Origin of the sequence: Geodermatophilus sp. Leaf369, assembly GCF_001424455.1 — a bacterium.
In the GTDB taxonomy this organism is placed as follows: Bacteria; Actinomycetota; Actinomycetes; order Mycobacteriales; family Geodermatophilaceae; genus Klenkia.
Genome location: NZ_LMQA01000002.1, coordinates 650,991 through 673,715 on the forward strand (window position 1 = coordinate 650,991; position 22,725 = coordinate 673,715).

General features: G+C 74.8%; 25 protein-coding genes and 1 tRNA gene. 8 read left to right on the forward strand and 18 right to left on the reverse strand.

What is annotated here, in order from left to right; all coding sequences use genetic code 11:
- Window positions 1-50: 50 nt before the first annotated feature.
- Complete coding sequence (locus tag ASG36_RS11955; RefSeq protein WP_055764001.1) at window positions 51-1,070, reverse strand: TIGR03617 family F420-dependent LLM class oxidoreductase; 1,020 nt, start codon at window positions 1,068-1,070, stop codon at window positions 51-53.
- Between the two features lie 66 nt (window positions 1,071-1,136).
- Between ASG36_RS11955 and ASG36_RS11960 the strand changes: the two genes are divergently transcribed.
- On the forward strand, window positions 1,137-2,003 hold the full coding sequence (locus tag ASG36_RS11960) for a TIGR03084 family metal-binding protein (protein WP_055764003.1): 867 nt from the start codon (window positions 1,137-1,139) through the stop codon (window positions 2,001-2,003).
- Here the strand turns inward: ASG36_RS11960 and ASG36_RS21950 are convergent.
- Genes ASG36_RS21950 through ASG36_RS11975 form a run of 4 tightly spaced genes read right to left on the reverse strand, consistent with a single transcriptional unit; the run spans window position 1,990 to window position 5,047 of the window.
- Window positions 1,990-2,163, reverse strand: a complete 174-nt coding sequence (locus ASG36_RS21950) for a hypothetical protein (RefSeq protein ID WP_157498778.1) — start codon at window positions 2,161-2,163, stop codon at window positions 1,990-1,992. The two genes, ASG36_RS11960 and ASG36_RS21950, sit on opposite strands and share 14 nt — an antisense overlap.
- Before the next feature lie 36 nt (window positions 2,164-2,199).
- Window positions 2,200-3,114, reverse strand: a complete 915-nt coding sequence (locus ASG36_RS11965; RefSeq protein ID WP_055764005.1) for a ribokinase — start codon at window positions 3,112-3,114, stop codon at window positions 2,200-2,202.
- Window positions 3,115-3,135: 21 nt separating this feature from the next.
- Window positions 3,136-3,780: a GNAT family N-acetyltransferase gene (locus tag ASG36_RS11970; protein WP_157498779.1), complete on the reverse strand. Its 645-nt coding sequence runs from the start codon at window positions 3,778-3,780 to the stop codon at window positions 3,136-3,138.
- A gap of 10 nt (window positions 3,781-3,790) precedes the next feature.
- On the reverse strand, window positions 3,791-5,047 hold the full coding sequence (locus ASG36_RS11975) for a SpaA isopeptide-forming pilin-related protein (protein WP_055764009.1): 1,257 nt from the start codon (window positions 5,045-5,047) through the stop codon (window positions 3,791-3,793).
- A 191-nt stretch (window positions 5,048-5,238) separates the two neighbouring features.
- On the opposite strand from ASG36_RS11975, the gene ASG36_RS11980 reads away from it, so the two are divergent.
- Window positions 5,239-5,976, forward strand: coding sequence for a methyltransferase domain-containing protein (locus ASG36_RS11980; RefSeq protein WP_055764011.1), 738 nt, complete (start codon window positions 5,239-5,241; stop codon window positions 5,974-5,976).
- 22 nt (window positions 5,977-5,998) lie between these two features.
- The gene (locus tag ASG36_RS11985) at window positions 5,999-7,027 is read left to right on the forward strand and encodes a type III polyketide synthase (RefSeq protein ID WP_055764014.1); all 1,029 of its coding nucleotides are present in this window, start codon (window positions 5,999-6,001) and stop codon (window positions 7,025-7,027) included.
- A gap of 70 nt (window positions 7,028-7,097) precedes the next feature.
- Here the strand turns inward: ASG36_RS11985 and ASG36_RS11990 are convergent, their stop codons facing one another.
- The 4 genes from ASG36_RS11990 to ASG36_RS12005 all read right to left on the reverse strand — a co-directional run bounded on the left by ASG36_RS11990 (window position 7,098) and on the right by ASG36_RS12005 (window position 8,970).
- Window positions 7,098-7,529, reverse strand: coding sequence for a universal stress protein (locus tag ASG36_RS11990; RefSeq protein ID WP_082523036.1), 432 nt, complete (start codon window positions 7,527-7,529; stop codon window positions 7,098-7,100).
- A 127-nt stretch (window positions 7,530-7,656) separates the two neighbouring features.
- Complete coding sequence (locus ASG36_RS11995) at window positions 7,657-8,214, reverse strand: GNAT family N-acetyltransferase (RefSeq protein WP_055764017.1); 558 nt, start codon at window positions 8,212-8,214, stop codon at window positions 7,657-7,659.
- Window positions 8,215-8,228: 14 nt separating this feature from the next.
- Complete coding sequence (locus tag ASG36_RS12000; protein WP_055764020.1) at window positions 8,229-8,798, reverse strand: NADPH-dependent FMN reductase; 570 nt, start codon at window positions 8,796-8,798, stop codon at window positions 8,229-8,231.
- A 101-nt stretch (window positions 8,799-8,899) separates the two neighbouring features.
- Window positions 8,900-8,970: transfer RNA gene (locus ASG36_RS12005), tRNA-Gly, on the reverse strand.
- 36 nt (window positions 8,971-9,006) lie between these two features.
- On the opposite strand from ASG36_RS12005, the gene ASG36_RS12010 reads away from it, so the two are divergent.
- Complete coding sequence (locus tag ASG36_RS12010) at window positions 9,007-9,633, forward strand: class I SAM-dependent methyltransferase (RefSeq protein ID WP_055764021.1); 627 nt, start codon at window positions 9,007-9,009, stop codon at window positions 9,631-9,633.
- On the opposite strand, the gene ASG36_RS12015 is transcribed toward ASG36_RS12010, so the two are convergent.
- Entirely contained in the window at window positions 9,623-10,360 is a 738-nt protein-coding gene (locus tag ASG36_RS12015; protein WP_055764024.1) for a dienelactone hydrolase family protein, read from the reverse strand. The genes ASG36_RS12010 and ASG36_RS12015 overlap by 11 nt on opposite strands.
- Window positions 10,361-10,418: 58 nt before the next feature.
- Between ASG36_RS12015 and ASG36_RS22325 the strand changes: the two genes are divergently transcribed.
- From ASG36_RS22325 to ASG36_RS12030, 3 genes are read left to right on the forward strand one after another with little or no spacing between them, the layout of a single operon-like run.
- Window positions 10,419-10,742: a hypothetical protein gene (locus ASG36_RS22325; RefSeq protein WP_055764025.1), complete on the forward strand. Its 324-nt coding sequence runs from the start codon at window positions 10,419-10,421 to the stop codon at window positions 10,740-10,742.
- Entirely contained in the window at window positions 10,732-12,249 is a 1,518-nt protein-coding gene (locus ASG36_RS12025) for a cell wall metabolism sensor histidine kinase WalK (RefSeq protein WP_055764027.1), read from the forward strand. The genes ASG36_RS22325 and ASG36_RS12025 overlap by 11 nt, the downstream gene beginning before the upstream one ends.
- Window positions 12,246-12,908 carry a response regulator transcription factor gene (locus tag ASG36_RS12030; protein ID WP_055764029.1) on the forward strand — a complete coding sequence of 221 codons (663 nt, stop codon included), beginning with the start codon at window positions 12,246-12,248 and terminating at the stop codon, window positions 12,906-12,908. The genes ASG36_RS12025 and ASG36_RS12030 overlap by 4 nt, the downstream gene beginning before the upstream one ends.
- Window positions 12,909-12,997: 89 nt before the next feature.
- On the opposite strand, the gene ASG36_RS12035 is transcribed toward ASG36_RS12030, so the two are convergent.
- Together ASG36_RS12035 and ASG36_RS12040 are read right to left on the reverse strand one after the other, a co-directional pair.
- Window positions 12,998-13,306, reverse strand: a complete 309-nt coding sequence (locus tag ASG36_RS12035) for a hypothetical protein (protein ID WP_055764031.1) — start codon at window positions 13,304-13,306, stop codon at window positions 12,998-13,000.
- A 91-nt stretch (window positions 13,307-13,397) separates the two neighbouring features.
- Window positions 13,398-14,591 carry a phosphotransferase gene (locus ASG36_RS12040; RefSeq protein WP_055764033.1) on the reverse strand — a complete coding sequence of 398 codons (1,194 nt, stop codon included), beginning with the start codon at window positions 14,589-14,591 and terminating at the stop codon, window positions 13,398-13,400.
- 88 nt (window positions 14,592-14,679) lie between these two features.
- Between ASG36_RS12040 and dcd the strand changes: the two genes are divergently transcribed.
- Window positions 14,680-15,267 (forward strand): dCTP deaminase, encoded by a 588-nt coding sequence (dcd, locus tag ASG36_RS12045; RefSeq protein WP_055764035.1) that lies wholly within the window; start codon window positions 14,680-14,682, stop codon window positions 15,265-15,267.
- Here dcd and ASG36_RS12050 read toward each other — a convergent pair.
- From ASG36_RS12050 to ASG36_RS12075, 6 genes are all read right to left on the reverse strand, one after another.
- Entirely contained in the window at window positions 15,242-16,504 is a 1,263-nt protein-coding gene (locus ASG36_RS12050) for an MFS transporter (protein ID WP_235494912.1), read from the reverse strand. The genes dcd and ASG36_RS12050 overlap by 26 nt on opposite strands.
- 104 nt (window positions 16,505-16,608) lie before the next feature.
- The gene (locus ASG36_RS12055) at window positions 16,609-17,613 is read right to left on the reverse strand and encodes a sugar phosphate isomerase/epimerase (RefSeq protein ID WP_055764039.1); all 1,005 of its coding nucleotides are present in this window, start codon (window positions 17,611-17,613) and stop codon (window positions 16,609-16,611) included.
- Window positions 17,613-18,797, reverse strand: coding sequence for a Gfo/Idh/MocA family protein (locus tag ASG36_RS12060; RefSeq protein ID WP_055764041.1), 1,185 nt, complete (start codon window positions 18,795-18,797; stop codon window positions 17,613-17,615). The genes ASG36_RS12055 and ASG36_RS12060 overlap by 1 nt, the downstream gene beginning before the upstream one ends.
- Before the next feature lie 64 nt (window positions 18,798-18,861).
- On the reverse strand, window positions 18,862-19,905 hold the full coding sequence (locus tag ASG36_RS12065) for a substrate-binding domain-containing protein (protein ID WP_055764043.1): 1,044 nt from the start codon (window positions 19,903-19,905) through the stop codon (window positions 18,862-18,864).
- A 53-nt stretch (window positions 19,906-19,958) separates the two neighbouring features.
- Complete coding sequence (locus ASG36_RS12070) at window positions 19,959-21,074, reverse strand: ABC transporter permease (RefSeq protein ID WP_082523038.1); 1,116 nt, start codon at window positions 21,072-21,074, stop codon at window positions 19,959-19,961.
- Window positions 21,071-22,636: a sugar ABC transporter ATP-binding protein gene (locus tag ASG36_RS12075; protein ID WP_055764045.1), complete on the reverse strand. Its 1,566-nt coding sequence runs from the start codon at window positions 22,634-22,636 to the stop codon at window positions 21,071-21,073. Before ASG36_RS12075 ends, ASG36_RS12070 begins: the two co-directional genes overlap by 4 nt.
- Window positions 22,637-22,725 lie beyond the last annotated feature (89 nt).

Below are 22,725 nucleotides of genomic sequence, written 5' to 3' on the forward strand. Positions count from 1 at the left end.
GGCACTCCAGGGAACGACTGGTGGGAATGATTGTCAGAACCATAACCCCCTCAGGCCAGGGCGCGCACCAGCGGGTCCCACACCTCCGGCGGGAGACCGGCGCCGCTGTAGACGCTGAACCGGTCGACCACGCCCTCGTAGCGGCGCAGCACCTCCGGGGCCACGTCCTCGGGGTCGGCGACGACGGCGAACGTGCCCAGCACCTCGTCGTCCACGAGCTCGGCCATCGCCTCCCACTTGTCCTCCCGCCGGGAGGTGGACAGCGCGTTGAGCTCGTTGCCCAGGTCCTCCCAGCCGTGCAGCTCGAGCACCGGGCGGTAGGCCGGGGTGCTGCCGTAGAAGGCGATCTGGGCGCGCACCGCGGTGCGGGCGGCGGCCCGTTCGGCGTCGTCCCGGCCGGCGACGACGAACCCCGGCAAGCTGACCTGGACCTGCTCCCGGGTGCGCCCGGAGAGCTCCAGGCCCTCCTGCAGGGCGGGGAGGGTGCGCTCGCGCAGGTAGCGCTCGGTGGTGAAGCCGTGCGCGAGCAGGCCGTCGCACAGCTCGCCGGCCAGCCGGGTCATCAGCGGCCCGACCGCGGCGAGGTGGACCGGGGGTGCGCCCCACTCGTGCCGGGGTGGGGTGAACGTCGGCGTCATCAACGTGTGCCGGTAGTGCTCGCCGCGGAACCGGAGCGGGACGTCGTCGGCCGACCAGGTCGCCCAGATCGCCCGCAGCGCACCGACGTACTCCCGCATCCGGGCCGCCGGGGCCGACCACGGCATGGAGAACCGGCGCTCGACGTGCGCCTTCACCTGCGTGCCCAGCCCCAGCACGAACCGGCCCCTGCTGGTCCGCTGCAGGTCCCACGCGGTGTACGCCAGCGTCATGGGCGAGCGGGCGAAGGCCACCGCGATGGCCGAGCCGACCTGGACCCGCTCGGTGGCCAGCGCCGCGGCGTGCAGCAGCAGGAAGGGGTCGTGGGCGACCTCGGAGGCCCAGACCCCGGTGTAGCCGCGGTCCTCGAGCAGGCGGGCGGTGCCGGCGACGTCGTCGGTCCCGGCGGTGAGCAGTGACGCGTCGAGCAGCATGCCCGGATGGTGCCGCAGGCCACAGCGGGGTGGCCAGCCTCCGACCGTCCTCACTACCGTGCGGCGATGACCACGAGCACCCTGCTGACCGGTCTGCTGGCCGACCTCGCCGCCGAGGGTGCCGCGCTGGACGTCGTCGTCGCCGACCTCGACCCGGCCGGCTGGGCGACCCCCACCCCGGCCGCCGGCTGGACCGTCGCGCACCAGGTCGCCCACCTGGCCTGGACCGACGACGTGGCCCTGCTCGCCGCCACCGACCCGGACGCCTTCCGCGCGCTGCCCGACACCCACGGGATGGTCGACGACGCTGCTGCAGCGGGTGCGGCGGTGCCCCCGTCCGAACTGCTGGACCGCTGGCGGAGCGGTCGGCGGGCACTGGCCGACGCGCTGGTGGCCGTGCCCGCCGGCACGTCGCTGCCCTGGTACGGCCCGCCGATGAGCGCGGCCTCGATGGCCACCGCCCGGCTCATGGAGACCTGGGCGCACGGCGTCGACGTCACCGACGCCCTGGGGCTGCCGCCCTCGACCACGGACCGGCTGGAGGCGGTGGCGCACCTCGGCGTCCGCACCCGGGGGTTCGCGCACACCCAGCACGGGCTGCCCGCCCCGACCGGGGACGTCCGTGTCGAGCTGACCGCCCCGTCGGGAGCGCTGTGGACCTGGGGCGAGCCCACAGCTGCCGACCGGGTCACCGGCCCCGCGCTGGACTTCTGCCTGCGGGTGACCCAGCGCCGAGCGCCCGGTGGGCTGCAGCTGCAGACCACCGGGGTCGCCGCAGCCCGGTGGATGGACGTGGCCCAGGCCTACGCCGGACCCCCCGGCGCAGGCTCGGCGCACCGTTCCCCGCCGCGGGACCCCACGTCGTACCGGAAGCCGACCGCCCCGCCGCGCGCCGGCGGCGCGGGCCGGCAGCCCGGGGTCAGGCCTCGCTGATCCGGTTCGCCGGGTCGACGCCGGACTCCGCGTCGGCGGTGTCGCGGTCGCCCTCGGCGGCGTCCTCGGTGTGCGGTGTGCGGCCGGCGCTCTCGGTCGGGGTGGTGGTGTCGGAGCCCTCGGCGGGGTCCTCGGAGTGGGTGGGCGTGGTCTCGGTCATGCCCCGACCGTGCCCGATGGGTGTGCGGGCCAACCGTCAGACCGGGCGGGCCGCCGGGAGCCGGGGCAGGGCGGCGCGGACCGCGTCGTCGTCGGGCAGCCCGCCGCGGGCCCCGGCGCCGGTGGTCGACAGCGCGGCCGCGGTGGCTGCGTAGGCGACGGCGGTGGGCAGGTCGGCGCCGGCCGAGAGCGCCTGGCAGAGCGCGCCGCAGAAGCAGTCGCCCGCGCCGGTGGTGTCGACCGGCTGCACCGCCAGCGGCGGCTGGTGCAGCGCCGGACCGTCGGCCGGGACGACGAGGGCGCCGTTGCCGCCCAGGGTCACCACCACCGACCGGGCGGCGAGCCCGCGGGCCAGGGTCACGAGCCCGGCGAGGTCGGCGGCGTCGGAGTCGGCGAGCTCCACCAGCTCGTGCTCGTTGGGCACCAGCACGTCGACGGCGGCGAGCAGCTCGGCCGGCAGTGGCTGCGCCGGCGCCGGGTTGAGCACCACGGTGCCGGTGGTGGCCCGGGCGGCGGCGAGCACGGTGCCCAGCGGGGTCTCCAGCTGCAGCAGCAGGACGTCGGCGCGGTGCACGCTCTCGACGTCCACGTCGGCCGCGCTCAGCTCGGCGTTCGCACCGGGGACGACGACGATCAGGTTCTCCCCGCCCTCGGCCTCGACCGGGATCGTGGCGCTGCCGGTCGGGACGCCCGGGGTGCGCAGCACCCGGCCCACGTTCACCCCGGCCTCGGCGAGCGCTGCCAGCTGACGGTCGGCGGCGTCGTCGGACCCGACCCGGCCGACCATGTGCACCCCGCGGCCCAGCCGCCCGGCCGCCGCGGCCTGGTTCGCGCCCTTGCCGCCGGGCAGCACCTCGACCGCACTGCCGATCACGGTCTCCCCGCGCCCGGGGAGCCGGCGGACGGTCACCACGACGTCCTCGTTCAGGCTGCCGACGACGGTCACGCTCACGCTGCGATCACGCGGGGGAGCCTAGGTGGGGCCGCCGTCCCCGGGGGTCATCGGTGGGAGGTGGGCCGTGCGGGTGGGCACCCGGTGCCGCCACCAGTCCGGTGCCTCGGACAGCCAGGTGTCACCGAGGTCGGTGAGCCGGCCGTCGCTGCGCAGCGAGGCCCAGCCCATGGCGGTGCGGATGCCGGCGGCCACCATCGTCTGCTTGGTGGCCAGGCCGAGGCGGCGGTGCTCGGGGGCGACGTAGACCTGCTCGACGACCCCCGTGGGCGGGTCCCAGCGCAGCGCGCAGACCTGGTTGGACCAGGCGATGTCCAGGGCGGTGAAGGTGTCGGCGCCCATCACGGCGCCGTCGGGGTGGTGTGCGGTGGAGAAGCCGATGAGGTCCAGGCGGCCCGGACGGTCGGGGGACGCGGGCACCAGCACGCACCACAGGTGCGGCGCCTCGGGTGCGACGGCGCGGGCGACGACGACGGACGACGGCACCCGCCCGGGGACGGGCACCCGGGCCTGGAGCGCCCAACCGGCCGGTCGCTGCGGCGGGCCGGGCAGGTCCACGACGGTCCCGTCCGGGAACTCGTCGGTGGCCATGCCGGTGAGCGTGTGGCCGGGGGAGTCGCCGTCCCGGTGGCGCGCGTACCAGAACGCGCCACCGGGACGGGTCATCGCCGGTGGGTCAGTTCGCGCGGCTGCGACGGCGGCCGGCCGCGACCGCACCGGCCCCGACCGCGAGCAGGCCGGCACCGGCCAGTGCCATCGGGACGGTGTCGGTGCCGGTCCGGGCCAGCTGGGGGCCGGCGGTGGCGACCGGGGTGACCACCGGGGTGAGGGTCGGTCCGGTCGGTGCCGGCGCGGCCGGTGCGCCGTTCACCACGGGCAGCACCAGGGCGGCCTGGGTGTCGGCGACGGACTGGGCGGCGGTGACCGTGAAGGACACCGGGGTGCCGGAGAACTGCAGGCCGGACGCCGTGGTGGTCTGCGTGATCGTGTACGTCCCGGGCAGGTACAGACCGGGGAACACCAGCCGGCCCTGGGCGTCCGTGGTGGCCGAGACGAGCTGCGCCGGGTCGGTGCAGGGGGCGTCGGGGACCGTGCACAGCGTGTAGGTCGCGCCGGCGACGGGTGCGCCGGCCGGGGTGGACGTGGTCACCGCGATGGTCCGGTAGGCGCCGGGGTCCTGGAAGGTGACGGAGCTGGTCTCGTCGTCGACCCCGTCATCCACGACGGGGGCCGCGTTGAGCGGCGAGTCCGTGACGGTGGCCTCCTCCACCTGGTCGACGCCCTCCTCGTAGGCGGAGAGTGCTGGGTCGTCGTCGGGCACGGGGATGGCGCTGAGGTCGCCCCCGGTCTCCCCGTAGACGATCGCGTCGTCTCCCTCGGGCAGCAGGAGCTGGCCCGACGCGGGCGCCGAGAGCTGCTCGATGGTGAAGGTGGCCTGCGGGAACAGCGCGACTCCTCCGTTCTGCACGGGGATCTCGATCGTCCCGTCCTCGGTGAAGTCGCAGTCACCTGCCGCATCTGTCGTGCACGTCTCCGACGGGTAGCTCACGCCGTCCTCCGCCTCGCCCTGGAGGTCGTTGCCGAGGGCGGAGGTGTACGTGAACCGCAGCACGGCGCCGGACAGGTCGATGTCGGCGCCCTGGGGGGTGTTCGTCCCGTCCGGCGCGATGGCCAGCTGTGCCTCCTGCTGCTTGCCGTTACCGAACTGCACCCGGTCGTCGGGGGAGCCCAGGCCCAGCACCGGGGAGCCGGTCAGGATCCGCGGGGCGGAGGCGTCGGCGGGGGTGGCCGGCACGGCGGCGTCGGTGGTGCCCTGCATGGCCAGTGCGGCGGGCGCGCAGACGCCACCCAGCGCAAGGGCGCCCAGGGTGAGGGCCGCGGCCTGGCAGGACCTGCGGCCCGACAGCAGCAGACCTCGTCGGTTCGTGTTCACGGGGGACCCTCCAGCGGGCCTCGGCGCCGATCGGTTCGGCGGATCGCGCCCACGATGACCGACGTGGGCCACATCTCACGTGCGCCACGACGAACGACACCCGTTCGTGGGGCTGTTGGGGCTCCTGGGGGTTCCGGAGCACTGCGTCCCGCAACAGGGCGTACTGCCCGCGGGGCCGTAGCGTCGTGGAGGTGCCGCTGGCCCGCAACGACCCCGCCCAGTACGACGAGCTCGCCGACACCTGGTGGCAGCCCGCCGGCGGGTTCGCGATGCTGCACTGGCTGGCCGCCTCGCGGGCCGACCACGTGCCCCCGGCCGGGCACCCCGACGCCGTCCTGGTCGACCTGGCCTGCGGCGGCGGGCTCATGGCCCCGCACGTGCGGCGGCTGGGCTACCGGCACGTGGGCGTGGACATCGGCGCCGCCGGGCTCGCGACGGCCCGTGAGCACGGGGTCTCCGCCGTCCGCGGCTCGGTGCTCGAGGTGCCGCTGGCCGACGGGTGCGCCGACGTCGTGGTGTGCGGCGAGGTGCTCGAGCACGTCGCCGACGACGTCGCGGTGCTGGGTGAGTGCGCCCGGTTGCTGCGACCGGGCGGGGTGCTGGTCATCGACGCGATCGCCGACTCCCGGCTGGCCGGTCCGGTCGCGGTCGGCATCGGTGAGCGCATCCCCGGCGGGCCGCCCCCCGGCATCCACGACCCGGCGTTGTTCGTCGACCGGCGACGGCTGCTCGCCGCCGCCGACCGGCTGGGCCTGGAGCTCCGGCTGGTCGGGCTGCGGCCCTCGGTGCGTGGGCTGGTCGCGTGGAAGCGGGGCCGGGCGGCGGTGGTGGAGATGAGGCAGATGCGGTGGACCGGGATCCTCTTCGCCGGCTACGGCCGCAAGCGACCCGGCGCGGCCCCGGCTGCGCACGTACCGTCGACCGGGTGATCTCCCGCCTGGTCCCCGCGCGATGACCGACGCGGTGCTCACCGGCGCCGGGCACGCGCTGCCGGCCGCCTACACCCAGGACGACGTCTGGGACGGCTTCTTCGCCGAGCACTACGCCGACCTGCGCTCGGCCCGCCGGGTCTTCGCCGGCTCCGGGGTCACCACCCGGCACGCGGTGGCCAACCCGGTGCACGAGGACCTCTCCCGGTGGGGCACCGGAGCCCGGATGGAGCGCTTCATCACCGAGGCACTGCCGCTGGGCAAGCAGGCCGTGGCCGGCGCCCTGGACTCCGCGGGGCTCGCGCCCGGCGACGTGGGGCTGTTCGCCGTCGCCACCTGCACCGGGTACGCCACCCCCGGCCTCGACATCCGGCTGGCCAGCGACCTGGGCATGCCGGCCGGCCTGGAGCGCCTGCTGGTCGGGCACATGGGCTGCTACGCAGCCCTGCCCGGTCTGGCCGCGGTCAGCGACTACGTCGCCGCACGCTCACGCCCCGCCGTCCTGCTCTGCTGCGAGCTCACCAGCCTGCACGTGCAGCCGGCCCGCAACGACCTCTCCCAGGTCGTCGCGCACGCGCTGTTCAGCGACGCGGCGACCGCGGTCGTCCTCGAGCCCGGGGCCCGGCGCGGCATGCGGGTCGCCGGGGTCGTCGCCCGCACCGACCACGCCACGGCCGACCACATGACCTGGGACGTCACCGACCTGGGCTTCAAGATGGGCCTCTCCCCGCGCGTGCCCGACGTCCTCGCCCGGCACGTGGGCGACGTCGTCCAGGAGCTGCTGGACACCGCTGGACTGCAGGTCGCCGATGTCGCCGGCTGGGCCGTGCACCCCGGCGGGCCGCGGATCCTGGACGTCGCCCGCGACCAGCTGGGCCTCACCGAGGAGCAGATCGCGCCGTCCCGTCGGGTGCTCGCCGAGCACGGCAACTGCTCCTCGGCGACCGTCCTGCTGGTGCTCGAGGAACTGGGCGACGTCGACGGCCCGGTCGTGGCGATGGCCTTCGGGCCGGGGCTGACGCTCTACGCGACGCTGCTGCTGCCCGTCTGACCCGGACGGGACCGTGGTGACCGGGCGGGGGCAGGGCCCGGTCGGACAGGTGGTCGGGGGTGGTGCCGGGTCAGACCCGGTGCACCAGTCGGGGGCTCGGCCGGCCGGCCGGCCGGCGCAGCAGGGCCTTGCCGCGGGCGCCGACCAGCACCAGGTCCGCGCCACGGGCCGCTCCGGTGAGGGCGCCCAGCAGTGCGGCGTCCACGACCGAGGTGCGGGACCGGCCGCGCACCCCGGTCTCGTCCTCGGCCCGCACCAGCGCTGCGGCGGCGACGGCCGTGACCTGGTCGGAGCCGAGCCCGGGCGCCAGCACGCCCACGGCGAGAACGGTCCCGTCGCGCCGGGCGGCTTCGCGCAGCGACCAGACGAGGGCGTCGTGTGCGGCGGGGGACCCGTCGGTGACGACGAGCAGGGTGGGGCGTTCCCGCCGGGCCACGCGGGGCCCGACGTCGCCGACGGGGGCGGTCACCCCGGACGACGGGAACGCATCAGTACCGCTCATGCGGTGATGGTGACCGGTCCGTCACCGGGATGCGAGACCCGGCACGCCGGTGTCGACGTCTGTGAGCGCTCACAGTCGTGCCGTTCGGGACCGCCACGGCGCGCCGGGACTCAACGCAGCGGGATGATCACCAAGCGCTGCCCCGCCGCCAGTCGCAGACCAGCCGCAGGACGGGGTCCAGCTCGACCGGTGTGTCCGGGGTGGGCAGCACGAAGACCCGGGAGGCGTCTCCGGCGGTGATGCCGTCCGGGGTCATCGCGCAGAGCGGGCCCTCCCAGCGGGTCCAGCCGCGGGACTCGTAGAGCCCGGCGCCGTCGGTGCTGGCGGCCAGCGCACCGAGCTCGCTGCCGCCGGTGACCAGCCGCTCGACCTCGGCCATCACCGCGCCGGCCACGCCCTGCCGGCGGGCGGACGCGGCGACCCCAACCGCCTCGACGTACCCGGTGCGCAGCGCGCGGTCGCCGAGCAGCAGCTGGCGGCCGACGACCGCCCCGTGCCCGACCAGCTCGCCGTCCCGGCGGGCCAGCACGTGCAGGCCGCCCAGGGCGTGGCTCCAGTGGTCGTCCCGGAACCCGTCGGTGAAGGCCGCCTCCAGGAACCGGCGCAGCTCCGCGCGTCCGGCGGTGCCGAGGTCCGCCGAGGGCAGGGTGGTGACGACGAGGCCGGTGTCCGACGGGCTGCTCACCCCGACAGCCTCGGTCAGCGACGCACGGTCTGCAGGCCGCGCGTGAGCCGGGCGATCTCGTCGAGCATCGCGGTCGCGCCGGCCTCGAGCTCGGCGTTGCCGACGAACTCCTCGTTCTCGTCGATGAACTGGGTGAAGAAGGGGATGGTCGCGGCCTCGACGACCGGGACCATCCGCAGGGCGCCCAGCACCGGCTTCAGGGCCGCGGCCGCCCGGGTGCCGGCCGAGACCCCGCCGTAGGAGACGAGCCCCGCGGCCTTGTCGGCCCACTCGTGGAAGAGGAAGTCCAGGGCGTTCTTCAGCGCGCCGGGGATCGAGTGGTTGTACTCGGGGAAGACGAACACGAAGGCGTCGGCGCGGCTGATCGTCTCCGACCAGGCCTTCGTGTGGTCCTTCGTGTACTGGCCCAGGCGGGGGTGGTTGGGCTCGTCGAGCACCGGGAGCCCGGCCTCGGCCAGGTCGACCAGCTCGACGTCGAAGCCGCCGTGGGCCTCGGCGCGGGCGGCGACCCAGCGGGCGACCGCGATGCCCTTGCGGCCGGGGCGGGTGCTGGCGGCGACGACCTGCAGGACGGGACGGGACACGGCGGGGCTCCTCGAGGTGCTGGTTGAGCTCTCAACGTACGCCCGGGGAGCCCGGACACGACACAGGCCCCGGTCCGTGGGACCGGGGCCTGGTGGGGGAGAGCGGGTGACGAGAATCGAACTCGCACTGTCAGCTTGGGAAGCTGATGTTCTACCATTGAACTACACCCGCGAGCGCTCCAGACAGTACCGGACGCACACTCGGCAGGTGATCCCCGACCCGTACGACGGCTTCCCGCCCGGCTTCTTCGACCGCGCCGACGACAGCCCGGACGACGTCTTCTACGCCCCGCCGAGGCTGGTCACCCACATCGACGACCGGGCGATCGCCGCGGTCGGCGCGCTGTACACCGAGCTCGGGCTGACCGGCCGGGTGCTGGACCTGATGAGCTCCTGGGTCTCGCACTTCGAGCACCCGCCGGCCGAGCTGGTGGTGCTCGGCATGAACGCCGCCGAGCTGGAGGCCAACCCGGTGGCCACCGAGCGGGTGGTGCACGACCTCAACGTCGACCCGCGCATCCCGCTGCCCGACGCCGACGTCGACGCCGTCGTCTGCTGCGTCTCGGTCGACTACCTGACCCGGCCGATCGAGGTGCTCGCCGAGGCCGCCCGGGTGCTGCGGCCCGGCGGCACGCTGGCGGTCACCTTCTCCAACCGGTGCTTCCCGTCCAAGGCGGTGCGCGGCTGGCTGGGCACCCCCGACGAGCAGCACGGGCCGCTGGTCGCCGAACTCGTCCGCCGGGCCGGCGGGTTCGGCGAGGCCACGGTCGCGCTGCGCACCCCGCCCGGACGGCGCGGGGACCCGCTGTGGGCGGTGACCGCGGTCAGGTCCTGACCGCGGTGTGCCGCTCCAGGAAGTCGAAGATCCGCGGCCAGGCCTCCTCGGCGGCGCTGGTCACGTACGACGTCCCCGGGAGCGGCACGAACCCCAGCAGCCTGTGGTCCCCGGTCAGGAACGAGTGCGCCGCGCCCGGGTAGGTGCTCACCTCGTGCTCGACCCCGGCCGCGGTCAACCGCGCCTCCAGGGCCGGCCCCGCCCCCGAGAGCGTCCTGTCCCGCTCGCCGTAGCTGGCGATCACCGGCGGGCAGCGGGTGAGGTCGAGGTCCTCGGCCGGCGGCTGGCCGTAGTTGGCGCTCACCGCGCGCAGCCCGGTGGGCGCCAGCGAGCCGACGAGCAGGGCGAAGGCACCGCCCATGCAGAAGCCGATCGCCGTCGTCCGGTCGCCGTCCACGTCGTCGCGGGCCCCGAGCCACTGCTGGACGGCGACGAGGTCGTCGACCACCGCGCCGGGTCGGCCGCCGACCATCTCCCGCATCGACCGGACCAGACAGCCCAGCTTGTTCCCGGCACTGAACACGTCGGGGACGACGGCGACCCAGCCCCGGTCGGCGAAGGTGCGGCCGACCTCGGTGATCTCCGGAGTCAGCCCGAAGGCCTCGTGCACGACGAGCACCCCCGGCCAGCCGCCCGAGGGGGCCTCCCCGTCGGGGCGCACCACCAGCGCGCGCATGGACCGCCCGTCGCTCAGCGGGACGGAGACCTGCTGCGGTGCTGCGGACATGAGAGTCCTCTCATCGGGTTCTCACCAGGAGGTCACCACCCTGCTCCACCGTCGGACCGTGCGCACCCGGTCGGTCCTGTGGCTGGTGGCGGGGGCCCTGGTCCTCGTCGCCGTCCTCGGGCTGGGCTGGGTGGCGCTGCGGCCGGCCGCCGGTGACCCCGGCCCCGAGCCGGCCCCGATCACCGTCCCGCTGCCCTCCGTCCTCCCGACGCCGGAGCCCACGCCGACGGTCGAGCCGCCCCCGCCGGACGCCGCGGTGACCCCCACCGACGTGGTCCCGCCCCCGCCGGTGGACGACGACGGCGACGACGACGGCGGCGACGATGACGACGACGGGGACACCGACGACGCCGACGACGTTGACGGCGACGGTGAGGACTGACCGCAGCAGCCGGGGCCGGCGACGGTGGGCGCCCCGCGCTGCCCGCACCCGGATCATCGGCTGGGTCCTGCTGCTGGTGCTGCTCTCCCTGGCCACGGTCACCCTGCTGACCTGGCGGATCCTGGTGCGGGAGACCGACGAGCGGATGGCGGCGTCGCTGCGGGCCGAGGTGACCGAGTTCCGTGCCCTGGTCGACACCGGTCTCGACCCGCGCACCGGGCAGCCCTTCGCCTCTGTGGCCGACGTGCTGCAGACGGTGATCAGCTACAACCAGGCCCGGCCGAACGAGAAGTTCCTCGGCTACGTCGAGGGCGTGTACCGCTTCCAGAGCCGCATCGAGGCGCCGGTGCTGCTGTCCCAGGACGCCGCGTTCACCGGGCTGGTCGGCTCGGTCACCGACGTCCGTTCGGGCAGCTACGCCTCCGGGGCCGGCGAGGTGCTGTACGTCGCCGTCCCGGTGGCGCTGACCGGCAGCGCGGAGACCGGCGTCGTCGTCGCGGCGTTCTTCGCCGACGCGGAACGCCAGCCCGCCGACGAGACCGCCCGCCTGATGCTGCTGGTCGGCCTGCTGACCTCCCTGGCCGCCGCGGGCGGCGCCTGGGTGGTGGCGGGCCGGATCCTGCGGCCGGTCGCCGACGTCGCCGCCACCGCGCAGGGGATCACCGAGACCGACCTGTCCGGCCGGATCGACGTGCCCGACGGGTCCGGGGACGAGCTCGCCGACCTGTCCCGCTCGGTGAACGCGATGCTCGACCGGGTCGAGACCGGGGTCGCCGCCCAGCGCCGGTTCGTCGACGACGCCGGGCACGAGCTGCGGACGCCGATCACCATCGTGCGCGGCCACCTCGAGGTGCTCGACCCCACCGACCCGGCCGACGTGCGCGAGACCGTGGCGCTGGTCGACGACGAGCTGGACCGGATGAACCGGATCGTCTCGGACCTGCTGCTGCTGGCCAAGGCCGAGCAGCCGGCCTTCGTGCAGCCGCGTCCGGTCGACGTCGCCGCGCTCACCACCGAGGTGGTGTCCAAGGTCGGCGGGCTGGGCGACCGGCAGTGGGTGCTCGAGCACGTCGCCGACCTCGACGCGGTGCTCGACCCGCAACGGGTCACCCAGGCCGTCGTGGCGCTGGCCGACAACGCGGTGCACGTGACGTCACCCGGCGACCGGATCGGCCTCGGCAGCCGGCTAACCGGCGACGAACTGCGCTTCTGGGTCGCCGACAGCGGCCCCGGCGTCGCCGCCGAGGACCGGGAGCGGGTGTTCGAGCGCTTCGGCCGCGGGCAGGCCGGTGCCCGGCGCACCGACGGCGCAGGGCTGGGGCTGTCGATCGTCAGCGCGATCGCGGTCGCGCACGGCGGCCGGGTCGCCCTGGACTCCGTCCCCGGCCACGGCGCCACCTTCACCCTCGTGCTGCCCGCGCAGCTGGCCCCGCCGTCCCCCGACACCACCGTCGACGAGTCGACGGCGACCGCCGACGTCCCCGAACCCGTTGGAGACCACCCGTGAGCCGTGTGCTGATCGCCGAGGACGAACCGCGCATCGCGTCGTTCGTGGAGAAGGGCCTCAAGGCCAACGGGTTCACCGTGACCGTGGTCGGGGACGGGCTCGCGGCCCGGGACGCCGCCCGCAGCGGCGAGCACGACCTGATGGTGCTCGACATCGGGCTGCCGGTGCTCGACGGGTTCGCCGTCCTCCGGGCGCTGCGGGCCGAGCGCTGCACCATCCCGGTCATCGTGCTCACCGCGCGGGACTCCGTCACCGACACCGTCGCGGGCCTGGAGGGCGGGGCCGACGACTACATGCCCAAGCCGTTCCGGTTCGAGGAGCTGCTGGCCCGGGTGCGGCTGCGGCTGGCCCCGCGCGGGCAGGACGCTGAGCTGACCGTGCTCACCGTCGGGGACCTGTCGCTGGACCTGCGCACCCGACGGGCCCACGTCGCCGGCCGGACCGTGGACCTCTCCGCCCGGGAGTTCGCGCTCACCGAGACGTTCCTGCGCCACCCCGGCCAGGTGCTGGCCCGCGAGCAGCTGCTCTCGCACGTCTGGGGCTACGACTTCGACCCCGGCTCCAACGTCGTCGACGTCTACGTGCGCTACCTGCGCAAGAAGCTCGGCGCCGCCCGCATCGAGACCGTCCGGGGGATGGGCTACCGCCTGGCGGCGTGATCCGCCCCGACCCCCGAGCAGGGGAAGCCCTGCACCCACCTCCGGGGCTCGCGAGGGGGTGCAGGGCTTCCCCTGCCTGGGGTGGGCGGTCAGGCGTCGGGGGTGCTGTCCGGGGTGTCGACGTCGTCCGGGGTGGCGTCCGGGGTCGCGTCGTCCGGCGTCACGGTGTCGGGGGTCGCGTCGTCCGGGGTGGCGTCGTCCGGCGTCGCGGTGTCGGGGGTGGCGTCGTCCGGGGTGGTGTCGGGGGTGCCGTCGCCGTCGGTGTCCACGGCGGTGACGGAGCTGGTGGGGACGGGCGTCGTGTCGTCGTCGGCGACCGCGACGCCGGCGCCGGCGATGCCGAGACCGGTGAGGGCGACGCCTAAGGTGACGGTCTTCCAGGTGGCGGGACGGTTCACGGTGAGCTCCTCGGGTGGGGGGTCCTTCGCTGTCAGGGACCACTCTCGGTGCGCCGGGTGAGGCCTCCGGGAGAGCGCGATGAGCGCTCTCTCATCCCCCGGCGAGCACCTGCTCGGCCAGCGCGAGCCGGGCCTCCGTGCGCCGCGACCAGCCCGCCAGCTGCACCCGGAACGGCCCGGTGGCCAGGCCCAGCACCACCGCCGACACCCGGGCGGCCAGCTGCCCGGCGGGCCAGGGCAGGGCGGCGGCCACGGCACGGCGGACGTCGTCCCGACCGAGGACGACGAGGTGCCCGAGCAGGGTGGCCCAGTCGTCGATCCGGTGTCCGGCACCGGCGCCGTCCACGTCGAGCACACCGGAGACCGCGCCGTCGGTGAGCAGCAGCTGGGCCTCGTAGAAGTCCCCGTGCACCGGGACGAGCGGGTGGTCCCCGGGGTCGACGACGGCCAGCGCCGCGGTCAGCCGGTCGAGCCGGGGCCGCAGGTGCGGGGTGACCAGGCCGAGGACGGCGCCGTGCCCCGCGGCACGGTCCAGCGGGGTGCGCACCCGGGGGAGCGTCGCCAGCGACGCGGGCAACGCGTCGAGCACGCCGTCCAGGGCCGGGACGAGGGCGGGGAGGTCGTCCAGGAGGCCCCTGAGCGGGGTGCCGGGGAGCGCGGGCAGCACCAGCACGCCGTCGTCGGTGCGGGCCAGCACCGGCGGGGCGGGGACGGCGCCGACCAGGAGGTCGTGCCGGCCGGCGAGCCCGGCGACCGCCGCGGGGGGCACCACCTTGAGGAACCAGCATCCGCCCGGGGCGACCACCTCGACCACGGCGCGGCGGCCGGGCCGGTAGGCCCGCAGCCGCAGCACGGCCTCCTCGGCCGGGACGCCCAGGGCGGGGAGCCGCCGGCGGACGGCAGCCGCCGAGGTGGCCCAGGCCAGCGCCGTGAGGGCGGGGTCCAGCGGCCAGCGCCAGAGCCCGACGTGCACCGTGCCCCCGTCGACCTCCCCGGCCAGGACCGCGGCGCCTTCGGGGATCCGGCTGCCGGTGACCGCGGCCAGGGTGTCCCGGGTGGGGGTGCCTGCGGCGTCCACGAGGGCAGCGGCGTACTGCACGGTGGCGGCCCCGTCGGCGCGCAGCGACACCGAGGTGGCCCGCAGCAAGCGCAGCGTGGCGCCGGTGGGGGCCAGCGCCGCCGACCACAGGTCGACCGCGGCGTCCCCGAGCAGCAGCTGCAGCGAGCGGGGCCAGCGGTCGGTGAGCACCGGGCCGGCGGCGGGCACGAGGAGCGGAGTGGTCACCCATCGACCCTGGGCGAGCCCGGTGACGGGCCGGTGAGCGGTGGATGAGCGAGTTCTCATGCGCACGGCGTCGGTTACGGTTCGCGCCATGCTGCTGTCCGACCGCGACATCACCGCGGCCCTGGCCGACGGCCGCCTGGGCATCGAGCCCTACGACGCGGGACTGGTGCAGCCCTCCAGCATCGACGTCCGGCTGGACCGGTTCTTCCGGGTCTTCAACAACGCCCGGTACACCCACATCGACCCCGCCCAGCAGCAGGACGACCTGACCACCCTGGTGGAGCCCGCGGCCGGGGAGCCGTTCGTGCTGCACCCGGGGGAGTTCGTCCTCGGGTCGACGCTGGAGGTCGTGACGCTGCCCGACGACCTGGCCGCGCGGCTGGAGGGCAAGTCCTCGCTGGGCCGGCTGGGGCTGCTCACCCACTCCACCGCGGGCTTCGTCGACCCGGGGTTCTCCGGCTCGATCACCCTGGAGCTGTCCAACGTGGCGAACCTGCCGATCACGCTGTGGCCGGGGATGAAGATCGGCCAGCTGTGCCTGTTCACCCTGTCCAGCCCGTCCGAGCACCCCTACGGCAGCTCGGTCTACGGCTCGCGCTACCAGGACCAGCGGGGGCCGACGCCGTCCCGCTCGTACCGCAACTTCTCCATCACGGACACGAGCGTCCGCGACTGATCAGCGGGGGCTCCACCACGACCGGGGACTCCACGCCGGCCGCCTCGACCTCGACGTCCTCGCGGGCGTCGGGATCGGCGCGCAGCTCGGGCACCTCGTCGTCCACCTGCCGGTCGGCGCAGACCAGCCAACCGGTGACGAACAGCCCGGCGACCCCGAGGTAGACCAGCACGAACATGCCGGTGTACCCGCCGGTGAGCCCGCGCAGCAGGCCCACCAGCAGCGGGCCGACAGCGGCGATCGCGTAGCCCCAGCCCTGCACCACGGTCGACAGTGCGTTCACCGTCTCCGGCGTCCGGGCCCGCAACCCGAGCAGCGACAGCACCATCGCGAACGTGCCCATCCCGATGCCGAGCATCGACATCCACAGCCAGGTCAGGGTGAGCGGGGAGAGCAGCAGCCCGGTCCAGCCGACCAGGTAGCAGGCCATGAAGCCCACCAGCATGGGGCGCTGCCAGGACTGCCGGACCGCCCCCGAGGGCACCAGCGCGTTCAGCGGGATGACGATCAGCGCGTTCACGCCCACCAGCACCCCCGCCGCGGCGGCCGACATGCCCTCGTCGCGCAGGTACTGCGCCGTCCAGCCCACGATCACGTAGGCCTGCATGGCCTGCAGCCCGAAGAACACCGCGAGCTGCCAGGCCAGCGACGAGCGCACCAGCACCCGCAGGCGGACGGCGCCGCGGGGCGTGCCGGCCGCCGCGGTCCGCCGCGGCACCAGCAGCCACGGGACGACGGCGAGGACGGCGAACACCGCCCAGACCCCGAGCGCCCAGCGCCACCCGTCGGCGCCCACGGACTCGGCGATCGGCGCGGTCGAGACGCTGGCCACGGCGCCGCCGATCGCCATCGTGGTGCTGTAGGCGCCGACCAGCAGCCCGGTGCGGTGCGGGAACCAGTGCTTGACGATGCCCGGCAGCAGCACGTTGCCCAGCGCCCCGCCGACCATCGTGGCCACGGTGCCGAGCAGGAACAGCCAGAACGACGGCGCCGCGGCCCGGCCGAGCACGCCCAGGGCCATCACCAGCAGGGCCGCGGCCAGCACGTGCCCGTCGCGGAACCGGGCGGCCAGCGGCGGGCCGGCGAACCCGATCACCGCGAAGCACAGCAGCGGCATGGTGGTGATCAGCCCGGCGGCACCGGAGGAGATGCCCAGCCCGGCCTCGATCTCCTGCAGCACCGGGCCGACGCCGTTGACCGCCGTCCGCAGGTTGAACCCGGTCAGCACGATGGCCACCGCGACGAGCACCAGCCCCCGTCGGGAGGTTCCGGCGGGGGCTGGTGCTGTGCTGCTCACGAGAGGCCATGTTCCACCCGGGGCCGCGGCGCCGGGTGGCGGGGTCAGCTGCGGGAGAAGGCGGCGTCGAAGGACGCCGTGGGCGGGTCGAACGCCAGCTTCCGGACGAACTCCAGCGCCTCGGGGGCACCGACCAGGCGGTCCATCCCGGCGTCCTCCCACTCGACCGAGATCGGGCCGGCGTAGCCGATCGTGTTCAGCATCCGGAAGCACGCCTCCCACGGGACGTCGCCGTGCCCGGTGGAGACGAAGTCCCAGCCGCGGCGGGGGTCGGCCCAGGGCAGGTGCGACCCCATCCGGCCGTTGCGGCCGTTGCCGACCTGCTTCTTCGCGTCCTTGCAGTCCACGTGGTAGATCCGGTCCTTGAAGTCCCAGAGGAAGCCGACCGGGTCCAGGTCCTGCCACACGAAGTGGCTGGGGTCCCAGTTCAGCCCGAAGGCCTCCCGGTGGCCGATGGCCTCCAGCGTCCGGACCGTCGTCCAGTAGTCGTAGGCGATCTCCGAGGGGTGCACCTCGTGGGCGAACCGGACGCCGGCGGCGTCGAACTCGTCGAGCACCGGGTTCCAGCGGTCGGCGAAGTCCTGGTACCCGGCGTCGATCATGGACTCGGGCACCGGGGGGAACATCGCCACGGTCTTCCAGATGGAGGACCCGGTGAACCCCACGACGGTCCGGACGCCGAGCGCGGCCGCGGCGTGTGCGGTGGCCTTCATCTCCTCGGCGGCCCGGCGGCGGACGCCCTCGGGGTCGCCGTCGCCCCACACCCGCGGGTCGACCATGTTCGCGTGCCGCTCGTCGATCGGGTCGTCGCAGACCGCCTGGCCGTTGAGGTGGTTGCTGATGGCGAACACCGACAGGCCGTGCTGCTCGAGCAGGTCCTTCTTCCCGCGCAGGTAGGCGTCGTCCTCGGTGGCCCGCACGACGTCGAGGTGGTCGCCCCAGCAGGCGATCTCCAGTCCGTCGTAGCCCCAGCCCGACGCCAGCCGGCAGACCTCGGTGAAGGGCAGGTCGGCCCACTGGCCGGTGAACAGGGTGACGGGGCGGGGCATCAGGAGCTCCTCGGTGAGCAGGGGACGGGGGTCCAGACGGAGCGGTCGGCGGCACTGCGCTGGACGGCGTCCAGCACCCGCTGCACGGCCAGCCCGTCGGCGAAGGACGGCGTGGGCTGCTCGCCGGCCGCCAGGGCGCCGACCAGGTCGACGACCTGGTGGGTGAACGCGTGCTCGTAGCCCAGCCCGTGCCCGGCCGGCCACCACGCGCCGACGTAGGGGTGCCCGGGCTCGGTGACGACGATGCGGCGGAAGCCGGCGGTCTCGTCGGGGTCGGCGCCGTCGAAGAACTCCAGGACGTTCATGTCCTCGAAGTCGAAGGCCAGGCTGCCGAGTGACCCGTTGACCTCGATCCGGATCGCGTTCTTGCGACCCAGGGCGAAGCGGGTGGCCTCGAAGGTGGCGAGTCCGCCGCCGGAGAAGCGGGCCAGGAACACCGCGGCGTCGTCGACGGTGACCGAGCCGGTGCCCTCCCCGGCCGTGCCGGACAGCGACCCGGCCGCGGCGGGCAGCGGACGCTCCTTGACGAAGGTCTCCAGCGCCGCGCTCACCCCGGTGACCTGCTCGCCGGTGATGTGCTGGGTCAGGTCGACCACGTGCGCGCCGATGTCGCCCAGCGCACCGGAGCCGGCCTTGTCGGCCTCCAGCCGCCAGGACATCGGGGCGGCGGGGTCGGCGATCCAGTCCTGCAGGTAGGCCGCGCGGACGTGCCGCACCTCCCCGATCCGGCCCTCGGCGACGAGCCGGCGGGCCAGGGCGATCGCCGGGACGCGGCGGTAGGTGAACCCGACCATGGCCCGGACGCCGCGCTCGGCGGCCCGGTCGGCGGCGGCCACCATGGCCTCGGCCTCGGCGACGGAGTTGGCCAGCGGCTTCTCGCACAGCACGTGCTTGCCGGCCTCGAGGGCGGCGATGGCGATCTCGGCGTGGGTGTCGCCGGGGGTGCAGACGTCGACCAGGTCGACGTCCGGGCGCTGCACGGCGTCCTGCCAGTCGGTGCTGGTGGCCGCCCAGCCCAGGCGGTCCGCGGCGGCCGCGGTGCGGGCGGCGTCCCGGCCGACCAGCAGGGCCGTCTCGGGGTGCAGCGGCAGGTCGAAGAAGTGGGGGGCGGTGCGCCAGGCCTGCGAGTGGGCGGCGCCCATGAAGGCGTGCCCGATCATCGCGACGCGCAGGGGGGTGCTCATCTCGAGTCCTCTCGGAGGGGGGAGGTGGGGTGCGCGGGCGTGACCCGCGCACCCCACCGGTGGGTCAGGACTCGAACGCGCTGTCGATGTACTGGTCGACGTTGTCGGCGGTCACGACCGGGGCCGACAGGGTGATCTGCCGGGGCACCTCGACGTCGATGAGGTCCGAGAGCGCCTTGCCCTGGGCGATGAGCCGGGCCAGCCGGACGCCGTCCGCGGCCTGGCTGGCCGGGTAGATGACGGTGGCCTGCAGGACCGAGTCGCCGGCCTCGATGGAGCGCATGGCGTTGGCCGAGCCGGCGCCGCCGACCATGAAGAACTCGTCGCGGCCGGCGTTGGTGATCGCGGCCAGCACGCCGATGCCCTGGTCGTCGTCGTGGTTCCAGAGGGCGTCGATCTGCGGGGCGGCCTGCAGCAGGTTCGCCGTGACCTCCTCGCCGGACTCCACGGTGAACTCCGCGGCGACCCGGTTGTCGACGTCCAGGCCGCAGTCGGCGAGGGCGTCGGAGAAGCCCTGGCTGCGCTCCTGGGTCAGCGGGAGGGAGTCGATCCCGGCCACCTCGGCGACGACGGCGTCGGGCTGGTCGCCCAGCTGCGAGCACACGTAGGCACCGGCGGAGACGCCCATGCCGTAGTTGTCGCCCAGGATCGTCACGCGGGCGGCGTCCGGGTCGTCGAACTCACGGTCGACGTTGATCACCGGGATGCCGGCCTGCATGGCCTCCAGCGCGATCGGGGTGAGCGCGGCGCCGTCGAAGGGCAGCAGCACGATCGCGTCGACGCCGTCGTTGATGAACGTCTCGACCTGGGCGATCTGCGCGGACACGTCGTTGGTGCCCTCGGCGACGACGAGGTCGACGTCCTCGTAGCCGTCGGCCTCGGCGCGGGCGGCCGCGGTGATCTGGGCCATCCAGCCGTGGTCGGCCGCGGGGGCGGAGAAGCCGATGGTGACGGTGTCACCGGTGTCGTCGTTGGAGCTGGCGGCGTTGTTGCCGCCCCCGCCGGAGCCGGTGGCCTCGGGGGTGTTGCCGGTGCAGCCGGTGACCATGACGCCGGCGCCGAGCAGGGCGACGGTGCTGGTCAGCAGGCGACGGTGCCGTGCGGACATGGGTTCTCCTCGGGAGGGGTGGGTGGTGCCGGGGTGGGGCTGGGGAGGGGAGGTCAGGGGGCGGGGACGCCGGGGCTGGCCCCCGCGGGGGCGCCCTCGGCGGCGGTGGGCGGGAGCGCCTTCGACGAGCGCCGCTGCCGGCGGCCGGCCGCGACCCGCTGCTGGAGCAGCACGGCGGCGACGATGATCACGCCCTTGGCGACGGCCTGGGCGGAGCTGGAGAGGTTGTTCAGCGTGAAGACGTTGCTGAGCGTGGTGAAGATCAGCACGCCCAGGACGGTGCCGACGATGGTGCCGCGGCCTCCGATGAGGAGCGTGCCGCCGATGACGACGGCGGCGATCGCGTCCAGCTCCAGCAGCGTGCCGTGGGTCGAGCTGCCGGTCGTCGTGCGGGCCATGAGCATGACCGCGGCCAGGCCGCAGGTGACCCCGGAGAGCACGTAGAGGGCGACCGTGTGCCGCTGCACCCGGATGCCGGCCAGCCGGGCCGCCTCGGCGTTGCCGCCGACGGCGAAGGTGCGGCGGCCGAAGGTGGTGCGGTTGAGCAGCACCCACCCGGCGACGGCGACCAGCGCGAACATCCAGACCAGGGTCGGGACGCCCAGCGGGCTGCCGGAGAAGAACCGGAGGAAGTCCTGGTCCTGGACGATCTGGGTGCGCCGGTTGGCGATGATCTCGGCGAGGCCGCGGGCGGCGGCCAGCATGGCCAGCGTGGCGATGAAGGCCACGAGCTTGCCGTAGGCGATGACCACCCCGTTGACCAGCCCGGCGATCGCGCCGACGAGCACGGCGGCCCCGACCATCAGGATCCAGTGCGTGTCGGCGGCCATCGCCTGGGTGGACAGTGTGGTGGCCCAGATCGAGGCCAGCGCGACCAGCGCGCCGACGGAGAGGTCGATGCCGCCGCCGATGATCACGAACGTCATGCCGATGCTGACGACGCCGACGACCGCGGCCAGCCGCAGGATCGTCAGCACGTTGTCGGTGCTGGCGAAGCGGTCGCCGGCGGTGATGATGCCGACGATGCAGAGCAGGGCGAAGGCGACCACCAGCCCCAGGTTGCGGCCCACCGGACCGGCCAGCAGGCCGGCCGACGAGGACGTCGTCCGTGGGCTGGCGCCGGTCGGGGTCTCCGGGGCGGCGACGGGTGTGCGGGTGTCCTCGGTCATGCCACGTGTCCCTCGGTCAGGGTGGTGTTCGGGTGGGTGGTGCCCTGCATGACCAGGTCGAGGACCCGGTGCTCGTCCAGGGCGGTGGCGGGTTCGTCGGCCAGCACGTGGCCGTCGGCGAGCACCAGCACGCGGTCGGCGAGACCGAGCACCTCGGGGATCTCGCTGGACACGACGACCACGGCGACGCCGCGGTCGGCCAGGGCCCGGATCAGGCCGTAGATCTCGGCCCGGGCGCCGACGTCGACGCCGCGGGTGGGCTCGTCGAGCAGCAGCACCCGGCACTCGCGCAGCAGCCAGCGGGCCAGCACGACCTTCTGCTGGTTGCCGCCGGACAGGGTGCGCACCTCGCGGTCGACGTCCACCGGCCGCAGGTCCAGTGCCTCGGTCTGCTCGCGCGCCGCGGTGCGCTCGGCGCCCGCGGAGAGGAACCCGCCGCGGGAGAACCGGGCCAGGCTGGAGAGGGTGATGTTGCGGTAGATCGGCTCACCGAGCAGCAGGGCCTGGCTCTTGCGCTCCTCGGGGGCCAGCCCGACCCCGGCGCCGACGGCCGCGGCGACGTCCCCGGCGCGCAGCCGCTTGCCGCCCACCCGGACCTCGCCGCTGCTGGGCCGGCGGGCGCCGTAGACGGCCTCGAGGATCTCCGATCGCCCGGACCCGACGAGCCCGGCCAGGCCGAGGACCTCGCCGGGGGCGACGGTGAAGGAGACGCCCTCGAAGCGGCCGGGCACCGACAGGTCGGTGACCTCCAGCAGCGGCTCCCCGCCGGGGGCGACGTCGCGGCGCTCGGGGAAGACGTACTCGATGTCCCGGCCGGTCATCAGCGTGATCACGTCGCGGGTCGAGGTGTCCCGGGCCGGGAGGCCGGTGGCCACGGTCCGGCCGTCCTTGATCACGGTGATCCGGTCGCCGATCTGGCGGATCTCCTCCAGGCGGTGGGAGATGTAGACGACCGCGACGCCGTCGGCGGTGAGGTCCCGGACGACGTCGAAGAGCCGGTCCACCTCCTCGCCGTCGAGCACCGCCGAGGGCTCGTCCATCACGATCAGCCGCGCGTCCTGGCTCAGTGCCCGGGCGATGCTCACCATCTGCTGGGAGGCCGCGGACAGCTGGCCGACCTCGGTGCCGGGACGGATCTCCGGGTGGCCGAGCCGGGTGAGCAGCTCGGTCGTGGCGGCCCGCTGGGCGGCCGGGCGGCTGAGGCCGAACCGGGAGCGCTCGCGACCGAGGAAGACGTTGTCGGCGACCGACAGCCCCGCGACGAGGTCGAGCTCCTGGTAGATCGTGGCGATGCCCAGGCTCAACGCGGCCTGCGGGTCGGCGAGCCGGGTCTCCTCGCCACGCCACCGGATGACGCCCTCGTCGGGCTGGTGCGCCCCGGCGAGGACCTTGATCAGGGTGGACTTGCCGGCGCCGTTCTGGCCGAGCAGGCAGTGCACCTCACCGGCCCGGACGTCGAGGTCCACGCCACCGAGCGCACGGACACCGGGGAACGTCTTGACGATCCCCTCGACCTGCAGCAGGGGAGCGGACCCGCGGGACGCGGGGTCGACCTGGGCCACGGTGCCACCTCTCGACTCCACTTGTGCTCACCAATGAGCACAAGTGTGTGCAGGCGTGAACCTATGGGGTGGCGCAGAGCACGGTCAAG